Annotated in this window: 26 protein-coding genes; 12 read left to right on the top strand and 14 right to left on the bottom strand. The window is 65.3% G+C overall.

The window, feature by feature from the left end:
- Nucleotides 1-2: 2 nt before the first annotated feature.
- Nucleotides 3-2,180 (bottom strand): FUSC family protein, encoded by a 2,178-nt coding sequence (locus ACXHGZ_RS02735; protein WP_480462271.1) that lies wholly within the window; start codon nt 2,178-2,180, stop codon nt 3-5.
- Nucleotides 2,177-3,703: an efflux transporter outer membrane subunit gene (locus ACXHGZ_RS02730; RefSeq protein WP_480462270.1), complete on the bottom strand. Its 1,527-nt coding sequence runs from the start codon at nt 3,701-3,703 to the stop codon at nt 2,177-2,179. The genes ACXHGZ_RS02735 and ACXHGZ_RS02730 overlap by 4 nt, the downstream gene beginning before the upstream one ends.
- Before the next feature lie 181 nt (nt 3,704-3,884).
- Between ACXHGZ_RS02730 and ACXHGZ_RS02725 the strand changes: the two genes are divergently transcribed.
- Nucleotides 3,885-4,832, top strand: coding sequence for a LysR family transcriptional regulator (locus ACXHGZ_RS02725; RefSeq protein ID WP_084857133.1), 948 nt, complete (start codon nt 3,885-3,887; stop codon nt 4,830-4,832).
- 214 nt (nt 4,833-5,046) lie between these two features.
- Nucleotides 5,047-6,021, top strand: a complete 975-nt coding sequence (locus ACXHGZ_RS02720; RefSeq protein ID WP_480462269.1) for a 2-hydroxyacid dehydrogenase — start codon at nt 5,047-5,049, stop codon at nt 6,019-6,021.
- A gap of 179 nt (nt 6,022-6,200) precedes the next feature.
- Here ACXHGZ_RS02720 and ACXHGZ_RS02715 read toward each other — a convergent pair whose 3' ends face one another.
- Nucleotides 6,201-7,103, bottom strand: a complete 903-nt coding sequence (locus ACXHGZ_RS02715) for a DMT family transporter (RefSeq protein ID WP_480462268.1) — start codon at nt 7,101-7,103, stop codon at nt 6,201-6,203.
- Between the two features lie 164 nt (nt 7,104-7,267).
- On the opposite strand from ACXHGZ_RS02715, the gene ACXHGZ_RS02710 reads away from it, so the two are divergent.
- The 3 genes from ACXHGZ_RS02710 to ACXHGZ_RS02700 all read left to right on the top strand — a co-directional run bounded on the left by ACXHGZ_RS02710 (nt 7,268) and on the right by ACXHGZ_RS02700 (nt 9,117).
- A complete protein-coding gene (locus ACXHGZ_RS02710; protein ID WP_480462267.1) occupies nt 7,268-8,143 on the top strand; it encodes a helix-turn-helix domain-containing protein in 876 nt (291 codons plus the stop codon).
- Nucleotides 8,144-8,355: 212 nt separating this feature from the next.
- Nucleotides 8,356-8,703, top strand: a complete 348-nt coding sequence (locus ACXHGZ_RS02705; protein ID WP_084857125.1) for an HPF/RaiA family ribosome-associated protein — start codon at nt 8,356-8,358, stop codon at nt 8,701-8,703.
- 126 nt (nt 8,704-8,829) lie between these two features.
- A complete protein-coding gene (locus ACXHGZ_RS02700; protein WP_480462265.1) occupies nt 8,830-9,117 on the top strand; it encodes a DUF3509 domain-containing protein in 288 nt (95 codons plus the stop codon).
- Here ACXHGZ_RS02700 and ACXHGZ_RS02695 read toward each other — a convergent pair.
- Together ACXHGZ_RS02695 and ACXHGZ_RS02690 are read right to left on the bottom strand one after the other, a co-directional pair.
- Complete coding sequence (locus tag ACXHGZ_RS02695; protein WP_143515213.1) at nt 9,106-9,420, bottom strand: hypothetical protein; 315 nt, start codon at nt 9,418-9,420, stop codon at nt 9,106-9,108. The two genes, ACXHGZ_RS02700 and ACXHGZ_RS02695, sit on opposite strands and share 12 nt — an antisense overlap.
- A 117-nt stretch (nt 9,421-9,537) precedes the next feature.
- Nucleotides 9,538-10,008: a phosphate-starvation-inducible protein PsiE gene (locus ACXHGZ_RS02690; protein ID WP_084857119.1), complete on the bottom strand. Its 471-nt coding sequence runs from the start codon at nt 10,006-10,008 to the stop codon at nt 9,538-9,540.
- Between the two features lie 225 nt (nt 10,009-10,233).
- On the opposite strand from ACXHGZ_RS02690, the gene ACXHGZ_RS02685 reads away from it, so the two are divergent.
- Nucleotides 10,234-10,494, top strand: coding sequence for a YebG family protein (locus tag ACXHGZ_RS02685; protein ID WP_224457978.1), 261 nt, complete (start codon nt 10,234-10,236; stop codon nt 10,492-10,494).
- Between the two features lie 41 nt (nt 10,495-10,535).
- Here ACXHGZ_RS02685 and ACXHGZ_RS02680 read toward each other — a convergent pair whose 3' ends face one another.
- Entirely contained in the window at nt 10,536-11,555 is a 1,020-nt protein-coding gene (locus ACXHGZ_RS02680) for a Leu/Phe/Val dehydrogenase (protein ID WP_480462262.1), read from the bottom strand.
- Nucleotides 11,556-11,678: 123 nt separating this feature from the next.
- Between ACXHGZ_RS02680 and ACXHGZ_RS02675 the strand changes: the two genes are divergently transcribed.
- Entirely contained in the window at nt 11,679-12,485 is an 807-nt protein-coding gene (locus ACXHGZ_RS02675; protein WP_480462261.1) for a SirB1 family protein, read from the top strand.
- Here the strand turns inward: ACXHGZ_RS02675 and maiA are convergent.
- From maiA to hmgA, 3 genes are read right to left on the bottom strand one after another with little or no spacing between them, the layout of a single operon-like run.
- Nucleotides 12,479-13,111 carry a maleylacetoacetate isomerase gene (maiA, locus tag ACXHGZ_RS02670; protein ID WP_480462259.1) on the bottom strand — a complete coding sequence of 211 codons (633 nt, stop codon included), beginning with the start codon at nt 13,109-13,111 and terminating at the stop codon, nt 12,479-12,481. The genes ACXHGZ_RS02675 and maiA overlap by 7 nt on opposite strands.
- A gap of 11 nt (nt 13,112-13,122) precedes the next feature.
- A complete protein-coding gene (gene fahA / locus ACXHGZ_RS02665; protein WP_480462258.1) occupies nt 13,123-14,415 on the bottom strand; it encodes a fumarylacetoacetase in 1,293 nt (430 codons plus the stop codon).
- Between the two features lie 3 nt (nt 14,416-14,418).
- Nucleotides 14,419-15,720: a homogentisate 1,2-dioxygenase gene (gene hmgA, locus ACXHGZ_RS02660; RefSeq protein ID WP_324816122.1), complete on the bottom strand. Its 1,302-nt coding sequence runs from the start codon at nt 15,718-15,720 to the stop codon at nt 14,419-14,421.
- Nucleotides 15,721-15,914: 194 nt separating this feature from the next.
- Between hmgA and ACXHGZ_RS02655 the strand changes: the two genes are divergently transcribed.
- Nucleotides 15,915-16,724 carry an IclR family transcriptional regulator gene (locus ACXHGZ_RS02655; RefSeq protein ID WP_084857105.1) on the top strand — a complete coding sequence of 270 codons (810 nt, stop codon included), beginning with the start codon at nt 15,915-15,917 and terminating at the stop codon, nt 16,722-16,724.
- 354 nt (nt 16,725-17,078) lie between these two features.
- Here the strand turns inward: ACXHGZ_RS02655 and ACXHGZ_RS02650 are convergent, their stop codons facing one another.
- The 3 genes from ACXHGZ_RS02650 to ACXHGZ_RS02640 all read right to left on the bottom strand — a co-directional run bounded on the left by ACXHGZ_RS02650 (nt 17,079) and on the right by ACXHGZ_RS02640 (nt 19,219).
- The gene (locus ACXHGZ_RS02650) at nt 17,079-17,984 is read right to left on the bottom strand and encodes an alpha/beta fold hydrolase (RefSeq protein WP_084857103.1); all 906 of its coding nucleotides are present in this window, start codon (nt 17,982-17,984) and stop codon (nt 17,079-17,081) included.
- A gap of 172 nt (nt 17,985-18,156) precedes the next feature.
- Nucleotides 18,157-18,843, bottom strand: coding sequence for an LrgB family protein (locus ACXHGZ_RS02645; protein ID WP_480462256.1), 687 nt, complete (start codon nt 18,841-18,843; stop codon nt 18,157-18,159).
- Nucleotides 18,833-19,219, bottom strand: a complete 387-nt coding sequence (locus ACXHGZ_RS02640) for a CidA/LrgA family protein (protein ID WP_084857097.1) — start codon at nt 19,217-19,219, stop codon at nt 18,833-18,835. Before ACXHGZ_RS02640 ends, ACXHGZ_RS02645 begins: the two co-directional genes overlap by 11 nt.
- 96 nt (nt 19,220-19,315) lie before the next feature.
- Here ACXHGZ_RS02640 and ACXHGZ_RS02635 point away from each other — a divergent pair, with 96 nt between their 5' ends.
- The gene (locus ACXHGZ_RS02635) at nt 19,316-20,206 is read left to right on the top strand and encodes a LysR family transcriptional regulator (protein WP_084857094.1); all 891 of its coding nucleotides are present in this window, start codon (nt 19,316-19,318) and stop codon (nt 20,204-20,206) included.
- Between the two features lie 67 nt (nt 20,207-20,273).
- Here ACXHGZ_RS02635 and ACXHGZ_RS02630 read toward each other — a convergent pair whose 3' ends face one another.
- Entirely contained in the window at nt 20,274-20,729 is a 456-nt protein-coding gene (locus ACXHGZ_RS02630; protein ID WP_480462254.1) for a flavodoxin, read from the bottom strand.
- A 103-nt stretch (nt 20,730-20,832) separates the two neighbouring features.
- Here ACXHGZ_RS02630 and ACXHGZ_RS02625 point away from each other — a divergent pair, with 103 nt between their 5' ends.
- Together ACXHGZ_RS02625 and ACXHGZ_RS02620 are read left to right on the top strand one after the other, a co-directional pair.
- Complete coding sequence (locus tag ACXHGZ_RS02625) at nt 20,833-21,270, top strand: PAS domain S-box protein (protein WP_480462253.1); 438 nt, start codon at nt 20,833-20,835, stop codon at nt 21,268-21,270.
- Nucleotides 21,271-21,329: 59 nt separating this feature from the next.
- The gene (locus tag ACXHGZ_RS02620) at nt 21,330-21,947 is read left to right on the top strand and encodes a hypothetical protein (RefSeq protein WP_480462251.1); all 618 of its coding nucleotides are present in this window, start codon (nt 21,330-21,332) and stop codon (nt 21,945-21,947) included.
- On the opposite strand, the gene ACXHGZ_RS02615 is transcribed toward ACXHGZ_RS02620, so the two are convergent.
- Nucleotides 21,932-22,873 carry a MerR family transcriptional regulator gene (locus tag ACXHGZ_RS02615; protein WP_480463982.1) on the bottom strand — a complete coding sequence of 314 codons (942 nt, stop codon included), beginning with the start codon at nt 22,871-22,873 and terminating at the stop codon, nt 21,932-21,934. The genes ACXHGZ_RS02620 and ACXHGZ_RS02615 overlap by 16 nt on opposite strands.
- A 250-nt stretch (nt 22,874-23,123) precedes the next feature.
- On the opposite strand from ACXHGZ_RS02615, the gene folM reads away from it, so the two are divergent.
- On the top strand, nt 23,124-23,816 hold the full coding sequence (gene folM, locus ACXHGZ_RS02610) for a dihydromonapterin reductase (protein WP_480462249.1): 693 nt from the start codon (nt 23,124-23,126) through the stop codon (nt 23,814-23,816).
- Nucleotides 23,817-23,825: the final 9 nt, after the last annotated feature.

Below are 23,825 nucleotides of genomic sequence, written 5' to 3'. Positions count from 1 at the left end.
TTTCACGGAGCACGGTGCAGTCCTTTCGCCGGGGCCAACGGCGACTGTGGGTCGAGCAGGGAGGTACGGATGAAATGCAGGTAGCTCTGCACCCGGCGCAACACCGAGGTATCGAAGTGCCGGGCGAAGGGTTCGTCGGTGGCTTGCACGCGGCTGATGGCGTGGTCCACGGCCACCAGGGCGCGTTCGTGGTTGCTGGCGTTGGGCTGCAGGAACAACCGCGCCAGGGCCCGGCCCATGACGCGGATGGCCTGGCGCCAGGGCTGCGACTCGGCATAGGCCGGATGCACCGGCGCGCGCACCTGTTCCTTGCGCAACTCGATGATCGCGTGGCCGATCTCCAGCACGGTGAACATCCAGCGCATCAGTTCGCTCTGTACCTGGGGCTTGCCGGCGGCCAAGCCATAGGCCTGGTGCAGCAGGTCCCGGGTGCGGCTTTCGAAGGCCGAGCCGAGCCCGCGCAGGCGCCCGGTGATGGCGAACAGCACCTGCTCGCGCAGGTCCTGCTCCAGGCGGCTCCAGAGCCAGCGGCTGTTGGGCGGCAGGATGATCGCCCCGGCGGCGGCGCAGACCAGCATGCCGATGACCATGCCGATGTAGTCGTTGATGAAGGTGTACGGGTTGTAGATCGTCAGGTTGTTGGGCACCGAGCCGATGGCGAAGAACACCAGCAGGCCGATGCCATAGCCTGCGTAGGCCGGGCGTGAGGACAGGAACGCGCCCAGCACGAACACCGGCGCCAGCACGGCGCACAGCAGCGGGAAGCCGTCGATCCAGGGAAACACGAAGAAGGTTTCGAAAAAGCCGACGAAGGCGCCGATCATCGTCCCGCAGGCCATCTGGAACGACATGCGCTTGGGATTCGGCGAGGCGGCCGACAGGCCCACGGTCACCGTGGCGATCAGGCTCATCATGGCGCCGCTGGGCCAGTCGCTGAGCAACCAGTAGCTGCCCAGCAGCAACAGTACCGCCGAGGCCCGCACGCCGGCAGCCAGGGACACCAGCCAGTTGGTCTGGGCCACGTAGGGTTCGTCCCAGTGTTCGCGCTCATGGTTGTGCGCAGACAGCGAGGCGTGGGTCTGGACGTAGCTGTACATCTCGTCGACGAAGCGGTACAGCAGCTCGAAGGCGGTGTGGAAGTCGAGCAGGTCGGCCTCGCTGGGGTCGGTCTGGACATACTCGGCGCGCAGCGTACGCACCTGGGCTTGCAGGCCCTCCTTGTAGGCGGCCAGTTCCAGGGTCAGGCGCAGTGCATCGGCATCGGTCAATGCCCGCCCGACATAGGGCTCGAGCAGTTCGGCGAGCGTCGCCAGGCCCGGCTCGATGGCGCCGACGATCTGCAGCGGGCCGCGGGCGCGCAGGCGCTCGAGCAGGCGGTGCAAGGCGTTGAAGCGCGTGGTGATGGCCATGAACTCGCTGTTCATGCGCACCAGCCGGCCCGAACGCCTGCGCATGTGCGGGTCTTCGAACGCGGTGACGTTACGCAGGCTTTCAAGGCCCACGGCCTCGGCGATGAAGCGTACATTGCTGGTCTCGAAGCGATCACGCTGGCTGTCGCCGCGCAGGGCTTCGACCACCACCCCGGCGAACACGCCAAAGCGCTGGTACAGCGCGTTGCGCATGGCGGCGCTGGCCGACTGCGGCAGGATCGCGGCACTGACAGCGGTCGACACCAGAATCCCCAGGGAGATCTCCAGCACCCGCCATACCGCCGCCATGAACGCCTGCTCCGGGTGCTCGAGCACCGGCAGGCCGATCATCGCCGCGGTGTAGCCGGCCAGCACGAAGCCATAGGCGCGGAAGGTGCGATAGCGCATGGCACCGGCCGAACACAGGCCTACCCACAGGGCCAGGCTGGGCAGGAACAGCTCGGTGTTCTGCGGGAAGATCGCGATCAGCGCGACCATCATCGCCGAGCCGGCCAGGGTGCCGAGCACCCGGTAGAAACTCTTGGCGAACACATGCCCGCTTTGCGGCTGCATGACGATGAACACGGTGATCATGGCCGTGCGCGGCTGCGGCAGCTCCAGGCGCATGGCCAGCCACAAGGTGACGAAGGCGGCGACCAGGATCTTGAAGATGTAGACCCAGGTCACGCCGTCGGTGCGCGCCCAGGCGAAGAAGCCCCGGCGCCACTCCAGGCTTTGCAGCCAGCGCAGGGGTAGGCTCGTGGTACTCATTCGGCGTGGCCTGGCGTGTCGAAGATGGCCAGCGTGGCAGGCGTTTTCGGGGCCGCCTGGCGCTGTTCGTCGGGCACGTCCCGGCCGGCCTCCAGGCCCCCGCCCAGCGCGGTGACCAGCTCGGCATGGGCGGCCAGTTGCGCGGCCTGGACCTGCTGCTCGATCTGCTGCTGGCGGAACAGCAAGGTCTGGGCGTTGAGCACGTTGAGGTAGTCGGTCAGGCCACGCTGGAAAGCGACCATGGCGATGTCGTAGGTCTTCTGCGCAGCGGCCACCGACTCGGCGGCGAAGTGCGCCTGCTCCTTCATCGACTCGCGGCGGATCAGCTGGTCGGAGATGTTCTTCAGTGCACCGATCACGGTCTGGTTGTAACGGGCCACGGCGATGTCATAGCCCGCCGAGGCCACGCCCAATTGCGAGCGCAGGCGGCCACCATCGAAGATCGGCAAGCTGATCGCCGGGCCTACGTTGTAATTGAACTTACGCCCGGTGAGAAACTCCAGCGCGCCGCCACCGGTGGCCATGAAGCCCAGGCTGCCGACCAGGTCGACGTTGGGAAAGAAACCAGCATGGGCGACATCGATGCCACGGGCCTGCGCGGCCACCTGCCAGCGGCTGGCGACCACGTCGGGGCGCTGGCCGATCAATTCGGCGGGCAGGTTCGAGGGCAGCTTCAGCGGTGCGCCCAAGGCCAAGGTCGGGCGCTGGAGCTGCGCCCCCTCCCCTGGCCCCTTGCCGGCCAAGGCGGCCAGCTGGTTGCGGGTCAGGGCGATTTCTTCGTTGAGGCTGTCGAGCTGGCGATGGGTCTCAGGCAGCGGCGCCTCGGCCTGGCTGACTTCGAAATGGGTGCCCAGGCCGCTGTCCAGGCGACGCTGGGCCAGCGCCAGGATCTGCTCCTGCTGCTCCAGTTCGGCCTTGACGATATCGCGCCGGGCGAAATGCAGGCTCAGCTGGATATAGGCGCGCACCACGTTGTTCACCAGCTCGAGCTGGGCCTGGCGGGCCTCGGCGACGCTCATGTGCGCTTGGTCCACGGCCTGTTCGCTGGCATTGCGCTCGTGGCCCCAGAGGTCCAGGGCGTAGCTGAAGCCGATGGCGGCGTTGTTGTCCCAGGTGTTGGCCCCAGAGAGCGCGCCAGGGCCGTAGAATTGGTCCTCAGGCCAGTTATGGCGCTTGAGCGTGGCCTGGCCATCGGCTTGGAGCTTTTCCGCCGATTCCACCACACCCGCCATGGCCTTGGCCTCGCGCACTCGCGCCGCGGCCATGGCCAGGCTCGGGCTGCCGGCCAGGGCCAGCGTGACCCAGCGGTCCAGCTGCGGGTCGCCATAGGCGCGCCACCACTGCTGGGCCGGCCAATGGGCGTCGGTGGCCGCTTCGCGGATCGCATCGTCGGTGGTCAGGGTGTTGGCTTGCAGCGTCTTGCTTTGCGGGGCGATGCCCCAGGTTCCGATACAGCCGCTCAAGGTGAGGCTAAGGGCACAGGCACTGAGCGCATTCAGCGCTCTGATGATGCGACGCGGCACAGCTGCGATTTCCCGAGGAAGAGGTGGATGAGGCCGGGCAATTCTAGGGGGCGGTCGCACTGGCGATAAGCGTATATTCCTGCGAATCTTTGTTACCAAAACAGCGATAATCCGGCTTTAGTCTGAAGACCGCTTCGGTTACTTCATGTCACAATTTTGTCCTCTACCTTGAGAGTGACCCATGGACACCCTGCAAAACATGCGTGCTTTCAGTTGCGTGGCCCAGCTCGGCAGCTTCACTGCCGCCGCGGCGCAACTGGATACGACCACCGCGAACGTCTCGCGGGCGGTCTCCAACCTGGAAGCCCATCTGCAAACCCGGCTGCTCAACCGCACCACCCGGCGTATCGCCCTGACCGAGGCCGGCAAGCGCTACCTGATGCGCTGCGAACAGATCCTGACCTACGTCGAGGAGGCCGAGGCCGAGGCCAGCGACGCCCATGCCCGCCCCGCCGGCCAGCTGAAAGTGCACTCGATGACCGGCGTGGGCCAGCACTTCGTGGTCGATGCCATCGCCCGCTACCGCGACTCGCACCCGGACGTGACCTTCGACCTGACCATGGCCAACCGCGTGCCGGACCTGCTCGACGAAGGCTATGACGTGTCCATCGTGCTGGCCAGCGAACTGCCGGACTCCGGCTTCGTCTCCCAGCGCCTGGGCATTACCTACAGCATCGTCTGCGCATCGCCCGACTACGTGGCCAAGCATGGCACCGCGCACAAGCCCGCCGACCTGCTCAAGCATTCGTGCCTGCGCATGGTCAGCCCGGTGATCCCGCTGGAGAAATGGCTGTTCGACGGCCCGGAAGGCCAGGAAGTGGTCAACATCACCAGCTCGCCGTTCCAGGTGAACTCGGCCGATGCCATGAAGACCGCCATCCGCAGTGGCATGGGCGTGGGCGTGCTGCCGATCTATTCAGCCATCGACGGCCTGCGTGACGGCAGCATCGTACGGATCATGCCCGACTACCGCCTGCAGGAACTGAACCTGTATGCGATCTACCCGTCGCGCCAGTACCTGGATGCGAAGATCAAGACCTGGGTCGAGTACCTGCGCAACTCGTTGCCGGAGATCCTCGCGGCGCACGAGGCGGACCTCAAGACCCACGAGCTGTTGATCGCCAACTGAGAAAGCTGCTGCACGAGGACCAGAGACAATGGTAGGTTGCCGGTCACTCGTTCCAGGCAGGTGAACCTGGGGGGCTTTGCCCCCCATCGCGGCACAAGGCCGCTCCTACAGCTACAGCGCCCCCTGTAGGAGCTGCCTTGTGCCGCGAAAGGGCCGCAATGCGGCCTCGTCTTCCTGCCTGACTCCGTTCCCCTGCCTTGCAGAGAAGTTGCCGATGAAAAAGACCGTCCTGGCCTTCAGCCGCATCACCCCGGCCATGGCCGAACGCCTGCAGCAAGACTTCAACGTGATCGTGCCCAACCCCAAGCTCGGTGACGTTGCCGCCCAGTTCAACGAAGCCCTGCCCGAGGCCCACGGCCTGATCGGCGTCGGTCGCAAGCTCGGCCGCGCGCAACTTGAGGGCGCGGCCAAGCTGGAGGTGGTGTCCAGCGTCTCGGTCGGCTACGACAACTACGACCTGGACTACTTCAACGAACGCGGCATCGCCCTGACCAACACCCCGGACGTACTCACCGAGAGCACCGCGGACCTTGCCTTCGCCCTGATCATGGGGTGTGCTCGCCGGGTCGCCGAGCTGGACGCCTGGACCAAGGCCGGCCAGTGGCAGGCCACCGTCGGGCCGGCCCATTTCGGCAGCGATGTGTACGGCAAGACCCTGGGCATCGTCGGCCTGGGCAATATCGGTGCGGCCATTGCACGCCGCGGCCGCTTCGGCTTCAACATGCAGGTGCTGTACAGCGGCAACAACCGCAAGCCGGCGCTGGAGCAGGAGCTGGGTGCCCAATACCGTAGCCTGGAGCAACTGCTGGCTGAAGCCGACTTCGTGTGCCTGGTGGTGCCGCTGTCACAGGCCACGCGCAAATTGATCGGCGCCCGCGAGCTGAAGCTGATGAAGCCCAGTGCGTTCCTGGTCAATGTGTCCCGTGGGCCGGTGGTGGACGAGGCGGCGTTGGTCGAGGCGTTGCAGAGCGGCACGATTCGCGGTGCCGGGTTGGACGTGTACGAGAAGGAGCCGCTGGCAGACTCGCCGCTGTTCAAGCTGCCAAACGCCCTGACCCTGCCTCACGTAGGCTCGGCCACCGCCGAAACCCGCGAGGCCATGGCCAACCGGGCGATCGACAACCTACGGGCGGCGCTGCTGGGGGATCGACCGCGTGACCTGGTGAACCCGCAGGTCTGGAAGGGCTGAGGCCTCGCAGATCCTGTGGGAGATTACCCAGCCCTTCGGGCTGCGCTGTGGGAGCGGGCTTGTCCCGCGATCAAGGGCGAAGCCCTTGCCATGCCGCCGCGATGGCAGGGCCGGCCCAATCGCGGGACAAGCCCGCGCCCACCGGCCCCCGCTGAACCGACCCGTTATGTACCCTGCCCTCACCTGACAGCAACCGCATCGCCCACCTTGCTTGCCCTGGGCTTGCGAAACACCAGCACATTCCCCGCCATCACCGCCACCAGCCCCAACAGCGCCGGCGCCGTCCACTGGTACCCTTCGGCCACCGCCGACACGTTCAACGCCACCAGCGGGAACAGCACCGTGCAATATGCCGCCCGCTCCGGCCCCATACGCCCCACCAACGTCAGGTAGGCGGTAAAGCCGATCACCGAGCCCGGGATCACCAGGTACAGCAGCGAGCCGATATAGCGGGTGTTCCATTCCATGTCGAAGGGAATGCCGCTGGACAGGCAATAGACCGCCAGCATCGACGCACCGTATACCATGCCCCAGGCATTGGTGGTCATCGGCCTGAGGCCGGCCTTCTGCTGCAGGCTGGACAGCATGTTGCCTGCCGAGAAGCACAAGGTGCCAAGCAACGCCAAGCCCAGGCCATAGAGCGTCTGGCGGCTGGCACCATGGCTGGCCAGCTCCGGCCAGAACAGCAACCCCAGGCCCAGCAACCCCAGCGCGCCGCCACCCACTACGTTGGCGGCGATGCGCTGGCCGAAGAAGATTCGCGCATTCAGGGCGTTCCACAGGGTCGCGGTGGAGAACACCACGGCGATCAGCCCGCTGGCGATCCATTGGCTGGCGGTGAGGAAACACATGAAGTTGACGCAGAACAGGCACAGCCCCTGCGCCAGGCAGACCAGGTGCCCACGCTTACCCATCGGCTGCAGGCGGCGGCTGAGCACAAGGATGACGAATAGGATCAGGCCGGCCAGGGCGAAGCGGTAGACGATCGATACCGGGATGGCGACCACGCCCAACTGCAGTTTCAGGGCGATCCAGGTGGTGCCCCAGATCAGGACGGTGAGCAAATACAGCGACAGATTCATGAGGTTTCTCCAGGCTATCTGGACGGGGCCGCGCTGCAGCCCTCGCCGGGTACCAGTCTCTGCCCGCCTTCGATTGCCCCGCTTGCACAAACTTGCGCTTTTCCCGCCACGGGGGCTGCCAGCCACCCAGCGCCGCAGTAGGATGGCATCGAGAGGAATCGCCCATGACGCCACTGACCCAGCTGCAAGTCTTCAATGCCATGCACGCCTCGCCCCATGCCCGCCTGGAACTGAGCGCGCAGCTGGGTGACGGCCTGGCTGCAGCCTTGTGGAGCAACCGCAACGACGCCCGCGACTACCAGTCGCCCAGCCACCATACCCTGTCCTGCTACATCGCCGACGGCACCGGAATCTTCCGTCGCCAGCGCCCGTCGGACAAAGGCGCACCGGACAAGCTGTGCATCATGCCCGCCGGCCACGAATCCAACTGGGTAGTCAACGGTGCGGTCCGCCTGGCCCATCTGTACGTCAGCGAGGCACAGTTCGCCCTCGGCTGCATCCGCCTGCTCGACCGCGAACCCCGGGAGATGCAGTTGCAGGAGGCGACATTCCTCGACGACCCGCTACAGGCCCGACGCTTCCGCCAACTGGTAGCCATGGACTGGGACGAACCTGGCGAACGCCTGCTGGCCAGCAGCCTGGCCCATGAAATCATCGACCATGCCGTGCTCTGCCAGGCCGGGTTGCGCCAGGGGCTGCGCTTGAAAGGCGGGCTGGCCCCGCATCAACGTCGACAACTGGTCGATTACATCGAAGCGCACCTGGAGCAGCCCATCACCCTGGGGGAGCTGGCCCTGCGCTGCAACCTGTCCGAATACCATTTCGCCCGCATGTTCCGCGCAAGCTTCGGCCTGCCGCCGCACCAGTACCTGCTGGCGCGGCGCCTGCACCGGGCCTGCGGGCTGCTGCGACTGGGCCCGTTGCCGCTGGGCGAAGTGGCGCTGCTGTGTGGGTTCGCCAGTGCCAGCCATTTCAGCAACCGGTTTCGCCAGGCGTTGGGGGCGACGCCAGGGGAATACAGGGCGGCATTCACTCGCTAAAGGTGCGATCGCGGGGCAAGTCGGACCGCCGCTCCCACAAGGGATGCGTATCACCGGCTCGCGGGCTGGATTTGCAACAGGAAATTTATTTTCCGGAGGGGGTTGATTTCGCTTCGCCGTTGCCTGACTTTAGAGTCAAGAGGCGAAGAAATTCCAAGGGCCTCAGTGGCCTAGGCGCGCCTCTTGCGAGCAAGCTGAATAAGGATTGAATCATGCAAATCCAGGTCAACAGCAGCAACCACATCGAAAGCAACATCCGGCTCAATGAGTGGGTCCGCAGTACGCTGGAAAGCAGCCTCGAACGCTACGAGGACGACCTCACCCGCATCGAGGTCCACCTGCGCGACGAGAACGGCACCAAGCCCGGCCCGCATGACAAACGCTGCCAGATGGAGGCTCGCCCGAAAGGCCATCAACCGATTTCCGTGACCCATACCGCCACTTCGTTGGACCAGGCGGTCGATGGCGCCGCCAGCAAGCTGAACAATGCGCTGGAACACTTCTACGGCAAGTTGCGCAGCAAACGTGGCGTGCTGCAGCTGAGTGACCCCGAAGCCTGACCCCCTGTAGGGCACGGCAACGCCCGGCTACATGCCGGGCGTTTTCGTTTCCGCTGGTCAGCCTTCCTGAACCAACCTGGCGTTCACCCGGTCAACCCCTGCAGTCATTCTTCGCAGACAACGACCATGCACAATCCATTCGACCAGATCAGCGACGCCTTCGCCCCCGACTATCGGGTCAACCTGAGTATCGAAAGCCTGGATGGCAGCATCATGCTCACGCTCTCGGACGACAATGGGGTAGCGGCCAAGCGGTTGATCACCCCCGCCCAGCGCAACGACCCGCAGCGCCTGCAGCGTGTCATCGACAGCATCCGCCTGGGCCTGGCCACGGAGCACCACGGCAGCGCGGTTAAAATCCTGGCCAGCCTGCCACGCACACAGTCGCAGGCTGCCACGCATTCAGCGCGATAGCAGCAGGCTGTCTATGGCTCGCTCGAAGTCGGACAAGCGCAAGCCACGTACACGCGATGCCGGGTCGAAGGTGGCCGGTGCGTGGAAAAAGCCGACCAGCCCTTGGTCGTAGGTTGGGACTTCCTCGCGCTCGACCCAGTATTCAGCCTCCTCGACCAAGGTGCGGACACTCACCACTTCTTCGTCGATGACATCGGCGATTTCGTTGAGGTAGGTGGCGTCCGGGTCAATGCCCAGGGGGAGAAAGAACGCGCTCAGGTATTGGCGGATCTCGTCGGTCAGCAGGTAGTCGTCAAAGCTCATGTTGATATCCAGGGCGGCGCGCAAACCTCACGCCCCCTTGGCGTGATCCCAGGCCGCGGCCACGCCCCGGATTTCACAGCCCTGCCCGCCCCGACCGGCGTTAGCGGCATACCACCCTTACTTGCCGTCTTCCACTTCCTTGCCGTTGGCATCGAGCACCTTGGTGGAGGGATAGCGGTACGAGGCGTAACGCACCACCAGGATGGAAAATGCCAGCAACAGGATGCCACCGCACAGGTACAGCAGCCCAACGTCGGGCGCCTTGTGGTGCGAGACGTCGCCGATCAGCAGGCGGGTCAAGGCGGTGATCGCCACGTACAGCAGGAAGCGGATCGGCATGTGGTTGGTCTTGAAGTAAATCCCGACCATCGCCCCCAGCTCCAGGTAGATGAACAGTAGCAGGATGTCATCGACGCTGACCCCACCCTTGCCCAGCATGTCCAGGAAGGTCATCACCGCCGCGTAGGCCGTGATGGCACCGATGCCGAACAACGCCAGGTAGTGGAAACCCTCGACACACAGGTTGCCCAGCGAGTCGGCGGAGCCGTGCAGGCCCTTGCGCAGTTTTTCTGCCCATTTGATGTTCACGATGTTCGATTCCCCGATACGAGCTGAAGGATGATGCGTCACGCCTGTGACGCTTTTTGCATGCAGTTAAAAGGCCAGGCCCTTGGCTTGGAAGGCGACCGATTGCCGCAAGGCACGCTAGTGGAAAAAAGGCCATCACCGTGGTTGCATCTGCATGGCCTGACCGGATACTGTATATGCATACAGCAAACCGCAACCCACAGCAAAAAGGCACAGAGGTGATGAATGGCCGTCGAAGTGGTGTACCGCAGCAGCCGCGACCCGGAGCGCTTGTTCATGGATAAGGCCGAGGCAGATCGTCACGACAAGATGCTCGAACTGGCCGAGCGCCTGGCCGACGTGTTGCACAAGGCGGTGCCGTCGCTGACCGAGCAGCAGGTCGAGGAGGCCGGTATCTACATGGCCAAGAACCGCGATGTATTCGCCCGGGCGTTCAAGAACCAGCCGGATGCGTTGGCGGAACTGCTTGAGGGCGGTACGGAGTAGTAACTGGAGTGTACAATTGCGCCCGTACAGGCAACACCGGCTCACCCATACAGCAACCGCTCCGCCAGCATCTGCGCCACCCTGGCCGGCGAGCGTTTTTCCGCCTGGGCATGGGCGAACACTTCGGTCAGCCGCGTGGGGATGCGCGCCAGGTGCGAGGTGATCGTCCCCAGGTTCTCGCCTCGGTGGGTCAGCGCCACGTAGATCAGGCCTCCGGCATTGATCACATAGTCCGGGGCATAAAGGATGCCACGTTTTTCCAGTTGGTCGGCCACCTGCAGCGTGGTCAGCTGGTTGTTCGCTGCCCCGGCCACCGCCGCACAGCGCAACTGCATCACGCTCTGGCCGTTGAGCACCGGACCCACGCCGCACGGCGCGAAGATGTCGCAAGGGGTGTTGACCAACGCTTCGCTGGCGACCGGGTGGGCCCCCAACTGCTCCACGGCCAGGCGCACACGCCCAGGGTCCAGGTCGCTGACCAGCAACTCCGCACCCGCCGCATGCAGCTGTTCGGCCAGGGCATAGCCGACATTCCCCAGACCCTGCACCGCTATCCGTAAACCTTCGAGGTTGTCGCTGCCCAGGCGCGCCATGGATGTGGCGCGGATGCCGGCGAACACCCCCATGGCCGCGTGCGGTGAAGGGTCGCCCGAGGCGGTGGTGCTGGTGACGTGGGGGGTGCTCTGGGCGATGCAGTCCATGTCCAGGGTCGAGGTGCCGCTGTCCACGGCCGTGATGAAACGCCCTTGCAGGCTGTCGACGAAACGACCGAACGCCTCGAACAGCGCCGCACGGTTTTCCACATGGGGGTTGCGCACGATCACCGCCTTGCCGCCCCCCAACGGCAAGCCGGCCAATGCCGCCTTGTAGCTCATGCCCTGGGCCAGGCGGATGGCATCGATCATGGCACTTTCGTCATCGGCGTAAGGCAGGTAACGGCAGCCGCCCATGGCAGGCCCCAGTTGCTCACTGTGAATCACCACCACGGCCTTCAGGCCCGTGGGCGGATCGATGCACAGGTGCAGCGACTGGGTACGGGTGCTTTGCATGAGCGCGAACATCAACGGGCTCCCCAGAGAGGTGCTCCTACCAGTATAGGCAGCCCGCCAAGGCCTGATCCCCCGGCGGACCACTGGACGAAAGCACCCGCCAGGGCTAAAAGATAAGCGTATGTGGAGATGCCCATGAACCCACGCCAAGCCTGCCTGGCCTGCCTGGATCGCGAACCTGTCGCCCTGCTGGAAGCCACGCTGTGGATAGCTGCCGAACACGACCGGGCGCTGGACCCGGCGGCGAGCCTCGCCCATCTGCAGGACTTGCAACGGGAGATCAGCACGCAGTTGCCGCTCCTGCCCCTGCACGAGCTGGCCCAGCCGCTGCTGCGTCAACTCAGCGCCCTGGGTTTCCAACAGGACGAGTACCACCCCTTGCGGCCTCAGGTGGCGTTGATGGACAAGGTCCTGCAACGTCGTCGTGGCCAGCCGCTGACCCTGGCCATCCTCGCCCTGGAGCTGGCGCGACGCCTGTCGATACCCTTGGAAGGGGTGAACTTCCCGGGCCATTTCCTGCTCCGGGTGCCCGGTGCCGACCACCTGCTCGACCCCTGCGGCGGCCGGCGCCTGTACCCGGCGGACTGCCGTGAGCTGCTGGCCCGCCAGTTCGGCCCGCACATGCCGCTGACCGCCGAACACATGCGCAGCGCCACCCCCGCGCAGATGCTCCAACGCCTGTCGCGCAACCTGCGCCACCTGCACGGTAGCAACGACAATGCCCTGGCCGCGCTGGTCGATGCCGAACGGGTGATGCAGCTGGGCCCTGTGCTGGTCAGCGACTATTTGGCCCGGGCCACGCTCTATCAGCAACTGGACTGCCCCCAGGCCGAACGCTACGACCTGGAGCATGCCCTGCTACTGACCGACGACCCGGTACAGCGCCTGAAACTGAGTGAACGCCTTGGCCAACTGCCGTCGGCCAAGCGTTCGATTCACTGAACCGGCGTGTCCGGTTGGCGGGAAGGATGCGCCTTGGCAAAGGCCGGGTGCGCCTCGGCCAAGGCTTTCACCCGGCGAATCCGCGGGTAGCCCGCGAGGTCGACGTTGAAGCGCTCGGCAGCGTACAGCTGCGGGATCAGGTACACATCCGCCAGACCCGGCTGGTCGCCGAAGCAGAAGCCCTCGTCACCGATCAGTTGCTCCACCGCGGCAAGGCCCTGGCCGACCCAATGGGCGATCCATTGGTTGACCTGGGTTTCGTCATGCCCCAGCTGGCGTAGCTGGTTGAGCACGCTGACGTTGTGCAGCGGGTGGACATCGCAACCGATGATCGCCGCCACGCCACGCACCTTGGCCCGCGCCTCGGCCGCCGTGGGCAGCAACGGCACCTGTGGATAGGCCTCCTCCAGGTACTCGATGATGGCCGGCGACTGCACCAGCAGCTCGCCGCCGTCGGTGCGCAGGGCCGGCACGCGCCCTTGCGGGTTGAGTGCCAGGAAGTCTGCACCACGCTGTTCGCCCTTGAGCAGGTTGACTGGCAGGGCCTGGTAGTCCAGGCCCTTGAGCGCCAGGGCGATGCGTACCCGGTACGACGACGTGGAACGGAAATAGGTGAACAGCTCCATCGCCCTGCCCCTCAGTTGGCCGAGATGACTGTGCCGCGGCATTCGCCGAAGCCGATGCTCGCCACACCTTCACGGGTGCAGCGAGCGCGCAGGATGACCTCGTCGCCGTCCTCGAGGAACTTGCGCACCTCGCCGCTGGCCAGCTCCACCGGGTGCTTGCCGCCCTCGGTGATCTCCAGCAGGCTGCCGAACGAACCCGGCGCCGCGCCGGACAAGGTGCCCGAACCGAACAGGTCGCCTGGCTGCAGCTGGCAGCCGTTGACGCTGTGGTGGGCGACCATCTGCGCCACGGTCCAGTACATGCTGCGGGCGTTGCTCAGGGTCAGGCGATGGGCCGGCAGGCCCTGTTCGCGCATGCGCTCGGTGAGCAGCAGCACTTCCAGTTCGATGTCGAAGGCGCCAGCGGCCTGGTCACGCTCGTCCAGCAGGTAGGGCAGCGGCTGCGGGTCGCCTTCCGGACGCTTGGCCTGGGCACAGCGGAACGGCTCCAGCGCCTCGGCGGTGACCACCCATGGCGAGATAGTGGTGATGAAGCTCTTGGACAGGAACGGGCCCAGCGGCTGGTATTCCCAGGCCTGGATGTCGCGCGCCGACCAGTCGTTGAGCAGGCAGTAGCCGGCCACGTGCTCGGCGGCGTCGCCTACCGGAATGGACTGGCCCATGTCGTTGCCCTGGCCGATCCAGATACCCAGCTCCAGTTCGTAGTCCAGACGCGCGCAGGGACCGAAGCTCGGCTCGGCCTGCCCGGCCGGCAAGGTCTGGCCCTTGGGCCGGCGCACGTCGGCGCCGCTGGGGCGGATGGTCGAGGCGCGACCGTGGTAGCCGATAGGCACGTACTTGTAGTTGGGCAGCAGCGGGTTGTCGGGGCGGAACAGCTTGCCGACGTTCTTGGCGTGCTCGATGCCCACGTAGAAGTCGGTGTAGTCGCCGATCTTCGCCGGCAGGTGCAGTTGGCACTCGCTGGCCGGATGCAGCGCAGCCTTCAGCGCGTCCTGGTGTTCGCTGTGCTCGCCGAGCAGGGCCAGCAGGCGTTCGCGCAGGGCGACACGGGCTGGGCGGCCGAGTGCGAAGAAGGCGTTCAGCGCACCGCCACGGGTGGCCTCCACGGCAGCCTTGGCCTGGCCCTCGAACAGGCCGGCAGCCAGCACCGCTTCCAGGTCGAGGATGGCGTCGCCGATGGCCACACCGCAACGCGGTGCCTGGCCCGGGCGGCTGAAGATGCCCAGGGGCAGGTTCTGCAGCGGGAAGTCGCTGTGCCCATTGGCGTGCTCGACCCAGCTACGGGCGATGGCGGTCTGGTTCATGGGTTATCTCCGATTCGGGTTGAAGGTGCTCGGCAAGGTGGCCCAGCAACTATCGTAGTCGGCCTGCAACTGCGGGCACTCGAGGGCGTGCAGGCTCGGACGCAGCACCTGGCTGGTCTCGAACATGAAGGCCATGGTGTTGTCGATCTTGTGCGGCGCCAGGTCGGCGGCGATGGCCTTCTCACAGGTTTCCGCATCCGGCCCGTGAGCGCTCATCACGCCGTGCAGCGAGGCCCCACCGGGCAGGAAACCTTCTGCCTTGGCATCGTAGGCCCCCTGGATCAGGCCCATGAACTCGTTCATCAGGTTGCGGTGGAACCATGGTGGACGGAAGGTGTTCTCGGCCACCATCCAGCGTGGCGGGAAGATCACGAAGTCCATGTTGGCCAGGCCGTGGACGCTGGTCGGCGAGGTCAGCACGGTGAAGATGGACGGGTCCGGATGGTCGAAGCTGACCGTGCCGATGGTGTTGAAGCGGCGCAGGTCGTACTTGTAGGGCACGTTGTTGCCATGCCAGGCGACCACGTCCAGCGGCGAATGCTGCAGCTCACAGGCCCAGTGCTCGCCAAGGAACTTCTGCACCAGCTGCACGGGCCCTGTGGCCTCTTCGTAATGCGCTGCCGGGGTGAGGAAGTCGCGCGGGTTGGCCAGGCCGTTGCTGCCGATCGGGCCCAGGTCCGGGAGGCGCAGCGGTGCGCCATGGTTCTCGGCGATGTAGCCGCGGGCCTGGCCGTCGAGCAGCTCGACCCGGAACTTCATGCCACGCGGGATCACTGCGATCTCCAGCGGCTCGACCTGCATCACGCCCAGCTCGGTGGCGATGCGCAGGCGACCGTGCTCCGGCACCAGCAGCAGCTCGCCGTCGGCGTTGAAGAACACCCGCTCCATGGAGCGGTTGGCGCGATAGATGTAAATGCTCACGCCGGCCGGCTTCTCGGCGACCGAGTTGGCCACCATGGGCAGCCAGCCGTCGATGAAATCGGTGGGCTCGGCCGGGATCGGCTGCGGGCTCCAGCGCAGGCGGTTGGGCGTGGAGGCGCCCAACGGGCCGGCCAGCGGCTGGCGCTCGAGGCGCTCGAAGCGCGGGTGCAGCGCAGAGGGGCGGATGCGGTACAGCCAGGTACGACGCTGTTCGCTGCGGGCCATGGTGAACGCTGTGCCCGAAAGCAGTTCGGCGTACAGGCCGTAGGGCGCTTTCTGCGGAGAGTTCTGCCCGACCGGCAGTGCGCCGGGCAGCGCTTCACTGGCGAATTCGTTGCCGAAGCCGCTCAGGTACTGAAGGTCTGGGGAAGAGTCGCGGGTCATCGGTGCCTCCGGGCTCGATGGGAGCCGTTGTGGGCAGCTGGCTGTGGGCCTGCTGCTGCATTCGAGCGAGCGATCCAGGCATGGCAGCACGTCTGCATTGTTTTTATCGTAATCAGATTACGAATAACGTAATTTGATTGCCGAAAGGCGTCAAGCTATAAAGACGCCCACCTGTCTCCCTGGATACCCGCACCATGACCAAAGCCAGCTCCCCTGCCGACAACGGCAAGCAGAAGGTTCGCTCGGCGGAAGTCGGCACCGACATACTCAAGGCGCTTGCCGAGCTCTCCCCGTCCACCTCGCTGTCACGCCTGGCCGAACATGTGGGGATGCCGGCGAGCAAGGTGCACCGCTACCTGCAGGCCTTGATCGCCAGCGGCTTCGCCGAGCAGGACCCGGCAACCAACCACTACGGCCTGGGCCGTGAGGCGCTGCGGGTGGGCATGGCGGCGCTGGGCAGCATCGACGTACTGAAGGTGGCGGCACTGCCGCTGTCGCAACTGCGCGACGAGCTCAACGAAAGCTGCTTCATCGCCGTGTGGGGTAACCAGGGGGCGACGGTCGTGACCATCGAACCTGCAGTGCGGGCGGTGACGGTGGTGACCCAGATCGGCTCGGTGCTGCCGTTGCTGAGCTCGTCCACCGGCCTGGTATTCGCGGCCCACTTGCCGGAGCGGGAGACGGTGGAACTGCGCGAGCAGGAGTTGGCGGCGATGAACCAGGTGTATGGCGACTACGAGCCGTTGCTGGCGCAGATTCGCGAGCGCGGCCTGCACCACGTGCATGGCCTGCTGATGCCGGGCGTGGACGCCCTGTCAGCACCGGTGTTCAACGCCATGGGGCAGATTGCAGCGGTGATGACCGTGGTCGGCCCGACCTCGATCTTCCATGCCGATGAACACGGCCCGGCGGCCAAGCGGCTGCTGGCGGCGACCCAGGCCACCAGCTGGCGGATGGGTTATGCGCCCTGCCCTGTTAAACCGGCCAGCACTGCGTCCCTGTAGGAGCGGGCTCGCCCCGCGATCGGCTGCGCAGCAGCCGTAAAATCAGACATCCCGATATAACAGGCCGACCGAGCCCGGCGGAGTTTGCGGCTGCTTTGCAGCCGATCGCGGGACAAGCCCGCTCCTACAGGTAATCACTTTTACCCAAAACGTAAAGGTGAATGTCCGAAGCAGCTATTTTTCCTACGCCATCAAGCGCTTATTCTGATCTCACTGGCTGGCACGAAGGGCTCTACCCCCTGCCTTTCGCGCCTGCAAGGTTCACCGACGTTGATTTTGAAGCTCCTTGATCTAACGTCTCGATTGGCCGCTGCGTCTGCAGCGGCCTTTTTTATGCCCGCAAGAATCACCCCGCTACGACCAGGCGACCTTCTGCGGGGCATAACTCACAGGCTGCTCGCGAAACGCCAGGTAGTGCCGCAACACCTGGTGTGGTGCCTCGGTATGCGGGTAATGCCCGATACCCGGCAACGCTACGGTGTCCGCCGCCGGCACCAATTGCCGGTAGCGCTCGAGCATGCGCGCGCCGGAGATCGGGTCGGCCACACCGTTGATGAAGCGCAGCGGCACACAGCGGCGCAGCAACGCGCCGACCCAACGCTCGCGGTGCTGCCTGCGCTCGGGCAGATAGCCGATCAGCTTGTGCAGGATGCGCGTGCCCTGGTTGGCGACGATCAGGCTCCAGTAATCGTCCAAGGCGCTTTCGCTGGGGTGGGTGCACGGGCCATAGATATGGCTGACATTGCGCACCAGGTCGTCGCGCCCGAAGCTGCGGCCCACCAGCCAGCCCAACGGGCTGAGCAGCAGTTTCTGCACCAGCAGCACCTGGTAGCACTCCGGGAACAGGCCGCTGTTGAGGAACGCGCAACTGGCGATTTCGATGCGCAGCTCGCAGTGCCGCGCCAGCAGCTCCTGGGCGACGCTGCCGCCATAATCATGGGCCAGCAGGTGCACGGGCTGGTCGACGTCCAGGTAGGCGAGCAGTGCCTGTTGCAGGTCGGCCTGCTCCATGAGGCTGTAGTCATGGTCCAGAGGCTTGGCTGAATCGCCGAAGCCGAGCATGTCGCAGGCGATCACGCGAAAACGTTGGGTCAAGGGCGTCCACAGGTAATGCCAATCCCAGCTGGCCGTGGGGAAACCGTGTAGTAGCAGCAGTGGCTCTCCTTGCCCTGCGGTCCAATAGCGGATGGTCTGGCCCCGAAAGGCAAAATTCTGGGCTCGGGTACGCCAGACGCACAAAGGTATCTCTGCCAGTGGCATCAGAATTGTCCCGGTGGTTACGTGTTGGCGAAAAGGCAGGCGGCGTTCGCGGCCCGCCCTTGGGCACTTGGATGTGCGCTCTATGTAGAGCCTCAGTCTAGTCAGCCCACCGGGTGGCGGAACTTGCGTTGGCAGCCAGCTTGCTGGCTTTGCGGGTCAGGGGTACGAACGGTCAGAGCAGCATGGCCAACAATGGGGCGGCGAACAGGTTGAGCAGGCCGGTCAGGACCATGACCAGGCCGGCGACCGAGCCTTCCTCGCGCCCTACCTCCTGGGCCCGGCTGACGCCGGCGCCATGGGCCCCCACGCCAAACAGCGCACCGCGGGCCAGGGGCGTGCGCAGCGGCAGCACACGCAGCAGGATGCCGCCGAACATCGCGCCCAGCACGCCGGTGAACATGACGAACACGGCCGTCAGTTCCGGCACACCGCCCAGGTCCTGGGCCAGCGGCATGGCGAAAGGCGTGGTGATCGAGCGCGGCACCAACGACAGGCTGACCGCATCATCCAGCGCCAACAAGTGCGCCAGGCTCCAGGAGCTGCCGATCGAGGCCAGGCTGCCGGCGAGCATACCGACCAGCAAAGCTGGCCAATGGCGCGCCAGCATTGCCCGTTGCTGCCAGATCGGCACGGCGAAGGCCACGGTCGCCGGGCCCAGCACCCCCATCAGCCAGTGGGTGTTGCGGGCGTACTCGGCGTAGGCGGTGTGCAACGGCACAGCGACGGCCAACAGCACCGCCGGCACCAGGATCAGCGGTGACAATACGTAGCTCCCGCTGCGGCGGTACAACCAACGGCTGCCGAAGTAGGCAAGCACTGTCAGGGCAAGCCAGAACAGCGGCATGGGTTCAAGGCTCATGACGCAACCTCCAGCGGCATACCAGCTCCACCGTGACGGCCGTGACCACCATCACCAGCACGGTGCTCATGGCGATCACCAGCAGGATGCGCCAGCCCTCGCTGCGCAGCAGGCTGCCATAGTCGAGCAGGCTCATCAGGGCGGGAATGAAGAACAACAGCATCTCCGCCATCAGCCAGCCAGCACCCAGCTGGAGCATGGACGGCTTGAGCACGCCGAAGGCGAACAACAGCAACAGCAGCGCCAGCCCCATCACCCCACCGGGAATGGGCCAGCCAAGCCAGGTGGACAGCTGGCCGCCGAGCAGGAACAAGGCCAGTAACACCGCCAGTTCGGCGAGCAGGCGCAGGCTTTTTTTCAGTAACGCAGGGTTCATCAGACAGGTCCTCGAGAGGCTCCCATTCTAGATTTGCGCTGCCCAGGCCAGAAGCGAATTGTTAGACTTGCATCCATTCCAAAATGGAATTCGATCATGGAATTCAAACAGCTGCGTAGTTTCATCGAAGTGGTCCACCGCGGCGGCTTCACCCAGGCGGCAACGACCCTGCACATCAGCCAGTCTGCCGTGAGCAAGCAGGTCGCCCAGCTCGAACAGGACATCGGCCAGCCCTTGCTGGAACGCCAGGGCTCGCAATTGCACCTGACCGCGGCCGGGCGCATTGTCCTGGAGCGGGGGGAGGCCTTGTTACGCCAGCGTCAGGAACTGCAGAACGAACTCGACGACCTCAGCCACATGGCCCGCGGCGAGCTGCGCCTGGGCCTGCCCTTGCTGGGCAGCGATGCGTTGTTCGCAGGGCTGTTCGCCGAGTACCGCCGCCGGCACCCGAATATTGCGATCCAGCTGCTCGAAGGCGGCAGCCGTACCGTGGAACAGGCGGTGAAAAGCGGGGAACTGGAGCTGGGCGGCAGCCTTACGCCCAGCGACACGGCGTTCGACTACCAGCCGTTCTGCAACGAGCCGCTGGATGCGCTGCTGCCCCAGGGGCATGCCTTGGCAGGGGCTGCGCAGGTCGAGCTGCAGCAACTGGCCGATACGCCGTTTCTGCTGTACCAGCGCAGCTTCGTGCTCAATGATCGGCTGCTGAGCGCGTGCCAGCAGTTGGGGTTCACCCCGAAGGAAGGGGGGCGCAGTGGGCAGGCGGACTTCCTGGCGGCGCTGGTGGCCGCCGGGCAAGGGGTGGTGCTGTTGCCCAGGGTGGTGGCCCGGGCGCTGGAGCGGCCTGGGGTGGTGCGGGTGCCACTGGGCGCGCCGCGCCATTTGCGCTGGGACATTGCTTTCATCTGGCGGCGCGGGGCGTACCTGTCACGAGCGGCACAGGCGTGGTTGCAGTTGGTGCGCGAGCATCCGGCGATCAGTGACTAGCCTGGGCTCTGGAACATCGCCGCTCCTACAGGGAAGGCGGTGTAGGCCAGGCGTGCGATGGCTGGGGTCAGGCTCTGAGCGCGGCCATGAACTCCGCCAGCCAAGGCTCGGCATCGGCCTCGGGCGTCACGGTCTCGCTGGCATCCAGGCGCAGCATCGGCTGCACTTCCCGTACGCCCAACTCAGCGAACAGCTCGCGCATCTGCTCGCCGCCGCCGCAGAAGGTGTCGCCATAGCTGGAATCGCCCAGCCCGATCACCGCCCCCGGCAAGCCACGCCAGGCGGCCGGCAGGGTATCGCGAATGCTGCTGTACAGCGGCATCAGGTTGTCGGGCAGCTCGCCCATGCCGGTGGTCGAGGTCACGGCCAACAATGCCTCCGGGGCGAAGCCCTGCAGATCCTGCAAGGTGGCGCGGGCAGCATGCCAGGCTTGGAAACCGGCAGCCTTGAGCAGCGACTCGGCGTGACGGGCGACTTCTTCAGCGGTGCCGTACACGGAGCCGGAAATAATGGCGACTTTCATCGGGCAGAGGATTCCGAAACTGAGTGAAAACGTAGGATACTAGCATTCACCAGTGGCAAAAGGCCGCCTTCCACCAAAGTCCCCTCACGCCAATGGCCCGGACATGATCAACGCGCAACTGCTGCAATCGATGGTCGATGCCTCGAACGACGGTATCGTGGTCACCGAACGGGAAGGCGACGACACCATCCTGATCTACGTGAACGCAGCCTTCGAACGGCTGACCGGCTACACCCGCGACGACATCCTCTACCAGGACTGCCGCTTCCTCCAGGGCGACGACCGCGACCAGCTCGGCCGCGCCCGGATCCGCCGGGCCCTGGCCGAAGGGCTACCGTGCCGGGAAGTGCTGCGCAACTACCGCAAGGATGGCACCGCGTTCTGGAACGAGCTGTCGATCTCCCCGGTCTACAACGCCGCCGACCAACGCACCTATTTCATCGGGATCCAGAAGGACGTCAGCCGCCAGGTCGAGCTGGAACGGGAACTGGCCGAGGCCCGGGCGCGACTGGGCCGGCAGGAACCCGACGAACGTAGCTGAACGAAGCGCCTTGGACGCTGTCCATCACCTTGAAGAAATCACCGCCTTCGAGCCCGATCATGCAAGCCGACGCCCTCCTGACCCAGGACGAACTGGATTTCATCCAGGACATGCAGCATTCGCCCCAGTTGAACCTGGCCGACCCCATGTCGAGCCTGCTGGTCAATGGCGACCGTCGAATCCAGGCATTGCTGACCCGCCTGGTGGCCAACGAGCAGGTCCAGCTCCAGGCGCAATTCAACAACCAGCAGATCAGCTTCCCGCTGCAATTGGTCGAGGATGAATTCCATGCCCTGCACCTGCAGCTGGGCTCACCGGAAATCTACGAGAACGGCCCCAAGCCACGCCCATGGCGCATGACCTTGGAACAACCGGCAGCCCTGCTGGATGCACAAGACCAGGCCAGCGGCCTGTGGGTACGGGAAATTTCCTCAAAAGGCGTGCTGGTACAGATCCGCGACCTGCCCACGACCCCCGCTGATTTCGACTTGCGCTTCGCCCCCGAGGGCATCCCAGACATTCACCTGCATGGCACGTTGCGCCGTCGCATCGGCCCGGACCTGGCAGCCTACGACCTGGGCAACAGCCCGCAGGAAGAGATCGAACGCCTGCGCGAATACATTCTCCAGGCACACCGCCAGGCGCACCCGGAACTACACGTTCACGTATCCAACTGACCGGCCAGGTACTGTCGCAGGCGCCTGCGCATCAAGCTACCCTCAGCCCCCAGGCAGGCCACCGGGCTGCCCGCCAGGTTGTCCTGGGCCAGCTCCGCCGCCTCTCCCGCCAACAACACCGGGCACGCAACGCCCAGGCTCAGCTTGGCCAGGCACTTGCCCAGCTGTGCCGTGGGCTGCTGGTTGGAAAATACCACCAAGGCGTGGGGCCCCAGGCGCTCGCAAACCACCGTCAGCTCCTCCAGGGGCTGCCCGGCTGACAGCACCGTGACGCCCACTTCCTCGCTGCCCAGCAGCAGCCCAGCCACCAACAGCTCCAGTTCCTGGCACTGGCCCGACAAGGGCGCCAGCACCACGCGGCGGCTCAAAGGTTCCCGGCCCAGTTGCAGGCGCAACAACACCCGGGCCCGCAGAAACTGGTCGAGAAACAGCCATTCGCTGGCACGCCCGAAACCGTTCTGCCCCGCACGCAAAGCCTGCCAGGCAGGCATGAACACCTCACCGAACACCTGGTCCAGGGCATAGTTGGCGAATACCTGGTCGAACAGTCGCTCCAGCGCTGCACCATCGAAGCGCTGGGCCGCCTCCTGCACCTGCATGCGCCAGCGCACCCGCTCATTTTCACCGCCGATGCCCCGAGCCTCCTGCGCCAGCGCCTGGTCGCGCGCCAGGATGCTGCCGACCTTGCTCACCGCCACGCCACGCTCCAGCCACCCGAGTATGCTGCGGATACTGTCGATGTCGGCCTGGGAATACAGCCGATGGCCGCTGTCGGTGCGCGTCGGCTGGATCAGGCCGTAGCGACGCTCCCAGGCTCGCAAGGTCACGGGGTTGACGCCTGTCAGGCGGGCCACCTCACGAATTGGAAACAGCTCCTGGTGCTCCAGGCCCACGACGCCCAGAGGCGTTTGAAGCTGACTGATCATGTGCATGAGCACCCTGTCTCCTGATGATTGAACGCATTCTACGATGGCTTGGGTCGAGGTCCAGCACAGCCCGCCCACCGGTGGGCGGTCAGCGGACCACGCTCAGAGGCAATTGCAGCCCGATTCGTTCATAAAAAGTTGCGCACACAGGGTGCGGCCGCCTGGTTCCGGGCGCGAGCGCACAAGAGGGAAACAGTTCGGGTATGCTGGGGCCATCAATGCACGGACAGACAAGTTGACTGCCTCGAACATGAACAGCCCAATCCTCGTTACCGGCGCCAGCCAGCGCGTCGGGCTGGCCCTGGCCCTCGAACTGGCACAGGCCGGCCATACGGTGGTCAGTGCCAGCCGCAGCATCCACCCGCACACGCCACACCCGAACATCGTCCAGTTCCGGGCCGACCTCTGCCAGGAGGCCGACCGACAGGCCCTGATCGACTACCTGCAGGCCAATCACGATGGCCTGCGGGCGATCATCCACAACGCATCGCTGTGGCTCGACGATGGCCTGGACAACCTGCAGACCATGTTCCGCCTGCACGTCGAGGCGCCTTACCACCTCAACCTGGCCCTCGGCGAGCTGCTGGCCAAGGTGGAAAAGGCCGATATCATCCACATTTGCGACGAAACCTCCTCGCGAGGCAGCAAGAGCCATATCGGCTACGCCGCGACCAAGGCCGCGCTGCAGAACATGGTGCTCTCGTTCGCTGAAAAATACGCGCCGAAGGTGCGCGTCAACGGTATCCTTCCTGGCCTGCTGATCCTCAAGGAGGGCGGCGACGACGCCTACCGCCAGCAGACCTTGAAGAAAGCCTTGCTGGAATTCGAGCCCGGCGCCCGCCCGCTGATCGAGGCGGTGATGTTCCTGCTCGAAAGCCATTACAGCACCGGCAGCCAGGTGGTCATCAACGGTGGCCGCCACCTGAAGAACCGCATGACCTGAGGGAAGCCC

Source organism: Pseudomonas shiyinii (assembly GCF_056725765.1).
The sequence above is the reverse complement of the archived record's forward strand: the minus strand, read 5'-3'. Positions and strand labels throughout refer to the sequence as shown.

What these genes read in the sequence shown, in the direction of transcription:
- ACXHGZ_RS02735 (WP_480462271.1), bottom strand. Translation starts at nt 2,180, where the DNA reads ATGAGTACCACGAGCCTACCCCTGCGCTGGCTGCAAAGCCTGGAGTGG.
- ACXHGZ_RS02725 (WP_084857133.1), top strand. Translation starts at nt 3,885, where the DNA reads ATGGACACCCTGCAAAACATGCGTGCTTTCAGTTGCGTGGCCCAGCTC.
- ACXHGZ_RS02720 (WP_480462269.1), top strand. Translation starts at nt 5,047, where the DNA reads ATGAAAAAGACCGTCCTGGCCTTCAGCCGCATCACCCCGGCCATGGCC.
- ACXHGZ_RS02715 (WP_480462268.1), bottom strand. Translation starts at nt 7,103, where the DNA reads ATGAATCTGTCGCTGTATTTGCTCACCGTCCTGATCTGGGGCACCACC.
- ACXHGZ_RS02710 (WP_480462267.1), top strand. Translation starts at nt 7,268, where the DNA reads ATGACGCCACTGACCCAGCTGCAAGTCTTCAATGCCATGCACGCCTCG.
- ACXHGZ_RS02705 (WP_084857125.1), top strand. Translation starts at nt 8,356, where the DNA reads ATGCAAATCCAGGTCAACAGCAGCAACCACATCGAAAGCAACATCCGG.
- ACXHGZ_RS02700 (WP_480462265.1), top strand. Translation starts at nt 8,830, where the DNA reads ATGCACAATCCATTCGACCAGATCAGCGACGCCTTCGCCCCCGACTAT.
- ACXHGZ_RS02695 (WP_143515213.1), bottom strand. Translation starts at nt 9,420, where the DNA reads ATGAGCTTTGACGACTACCTGCTGACCGACGAGATCCGCCAATACCTG.
- ACXHGZ_RS02685 (WP_224457978.1), top strand. Translation starts at nt 10,234, where the DNA reads ATGGCCGTCGAAGTGGTGTACCGCAGCAGCCGCGACCCGGAGCGCTTG.
- ACXHGZ_RS02680 (WP_480462262.1), bottom strand. Translation starts at nt 11,555, where the DNA reads ATGTTCGCGCTCATGCAAAGCACCCGTACCCAGTCGCTGCACCTGTGC.
- ACXHGZ_RS02675 (WP_480462261.1), top strand. Translation starts at nt 11,679, where the DNA reads ATGAACCCACGCCAAGCCTGCCTGGCCTGCCTGGATCGCGAACCTGTC.
- maiA (WP_480462259.1), bottom strand. Translation starts at nt 13,111, where the DNA reads ATGGAGCTGTTCACCTATTTCCGTTCCACGTCGTCGTACCGGGTACGC.
- fahA (WP_480462258.1), bottom strand. Translation starts at nt 14,415, where the DNA reads ATGAACCAGACCGCCATCGCCCGTAGCTGGGTCGAGCACGCCAATGGG.
- hmgA (WP_324816122.1), bottom strand. Translation starts at nt 15,720, where the DNA reads ATGACCCGCGACTCTTCCCCAGACCTTCAGTACCTGAGCGGCTTCGGC.
- ACXHGZ_RS02655 (WP_084857105.1), top strand. Translation starts at nt 15,915, where the DNA reads ATGACCAAAGCCAGCTCCCCTGCCGACAACGGCAAGCAGAAGGTTCGC.
- ACXHGZ_RS02650 (WP_084857103.1), bottom strand. Translation starts at nt 17,984, where the DNA reads ATGCCACTGGCAGAGATACCTTTGTGCGTCTGGCGTACCCGAGCCCAG.
- ACXHGZ_RS02645 (WP_480462256.1), bottom strand. Translation starts at nt 18,843, where the DNA reads ATGAGCCTTGAACCCATGCCGCTGTTCTGGCTTGCCCTGACAGTGCTT.
- ACXHGZ_RS02640 (WP_084857097.1), bottom strand. Translation starts at nt 19,219, where the DNA reads ATGAACCCTGCGTTACTGAAAAAAAGCCTGCGCCTGCTCGCCGAACTG.
- ACXHGZ_RS02635 (WP_084857094.1), top strand. Translation starts at nt 19,316, where the DNA reads ATGGAATTCAAACAGCTGCGTAGTTTCATCGAAGTGGTCCACCGCGGC.
- ACXHGZ_RS02630 (WP_480462254.1), bottom strand. Translation starts at nt 20,729, where the DNA reads ATGAAAGTCGCCATTATTTCCGGCTCCGTGTACGGCACCGCTGAAGAA.
- ACXHGZ_RS02625 (WP_480462253.1), top strand. Translation starts at nt 20,833, where the DNA reads ATGATCAACGCGCAACTGCTGCAATCGATGGTCGATGCCTCGAACGAC.
- ACXHGZ_RS02620 (WP_480462251.1), top strand. Translation starts at nt 21,330, where the DNA reads ATGCAAGCCGACGCCCTCCTGACCCAGGACGAACTGGATTTCATCCAG.
- ACXHGZ_RS02615 (WP_480463982.1), bottom strand. Translation starts at nt 22,873, where the DNA reads ATGATCAGTCAGCTTCAAACGCCTCTGGGCGTCGTGGGCCTGGAGCAC.
- folM (WP_480462249.1), top strand. Translation starts at nt 23,124, where the DNA reads ATGAACAGCCCAATCCTCGTTACCGGCGCCAGCCAGCGCGTCGGGCTG.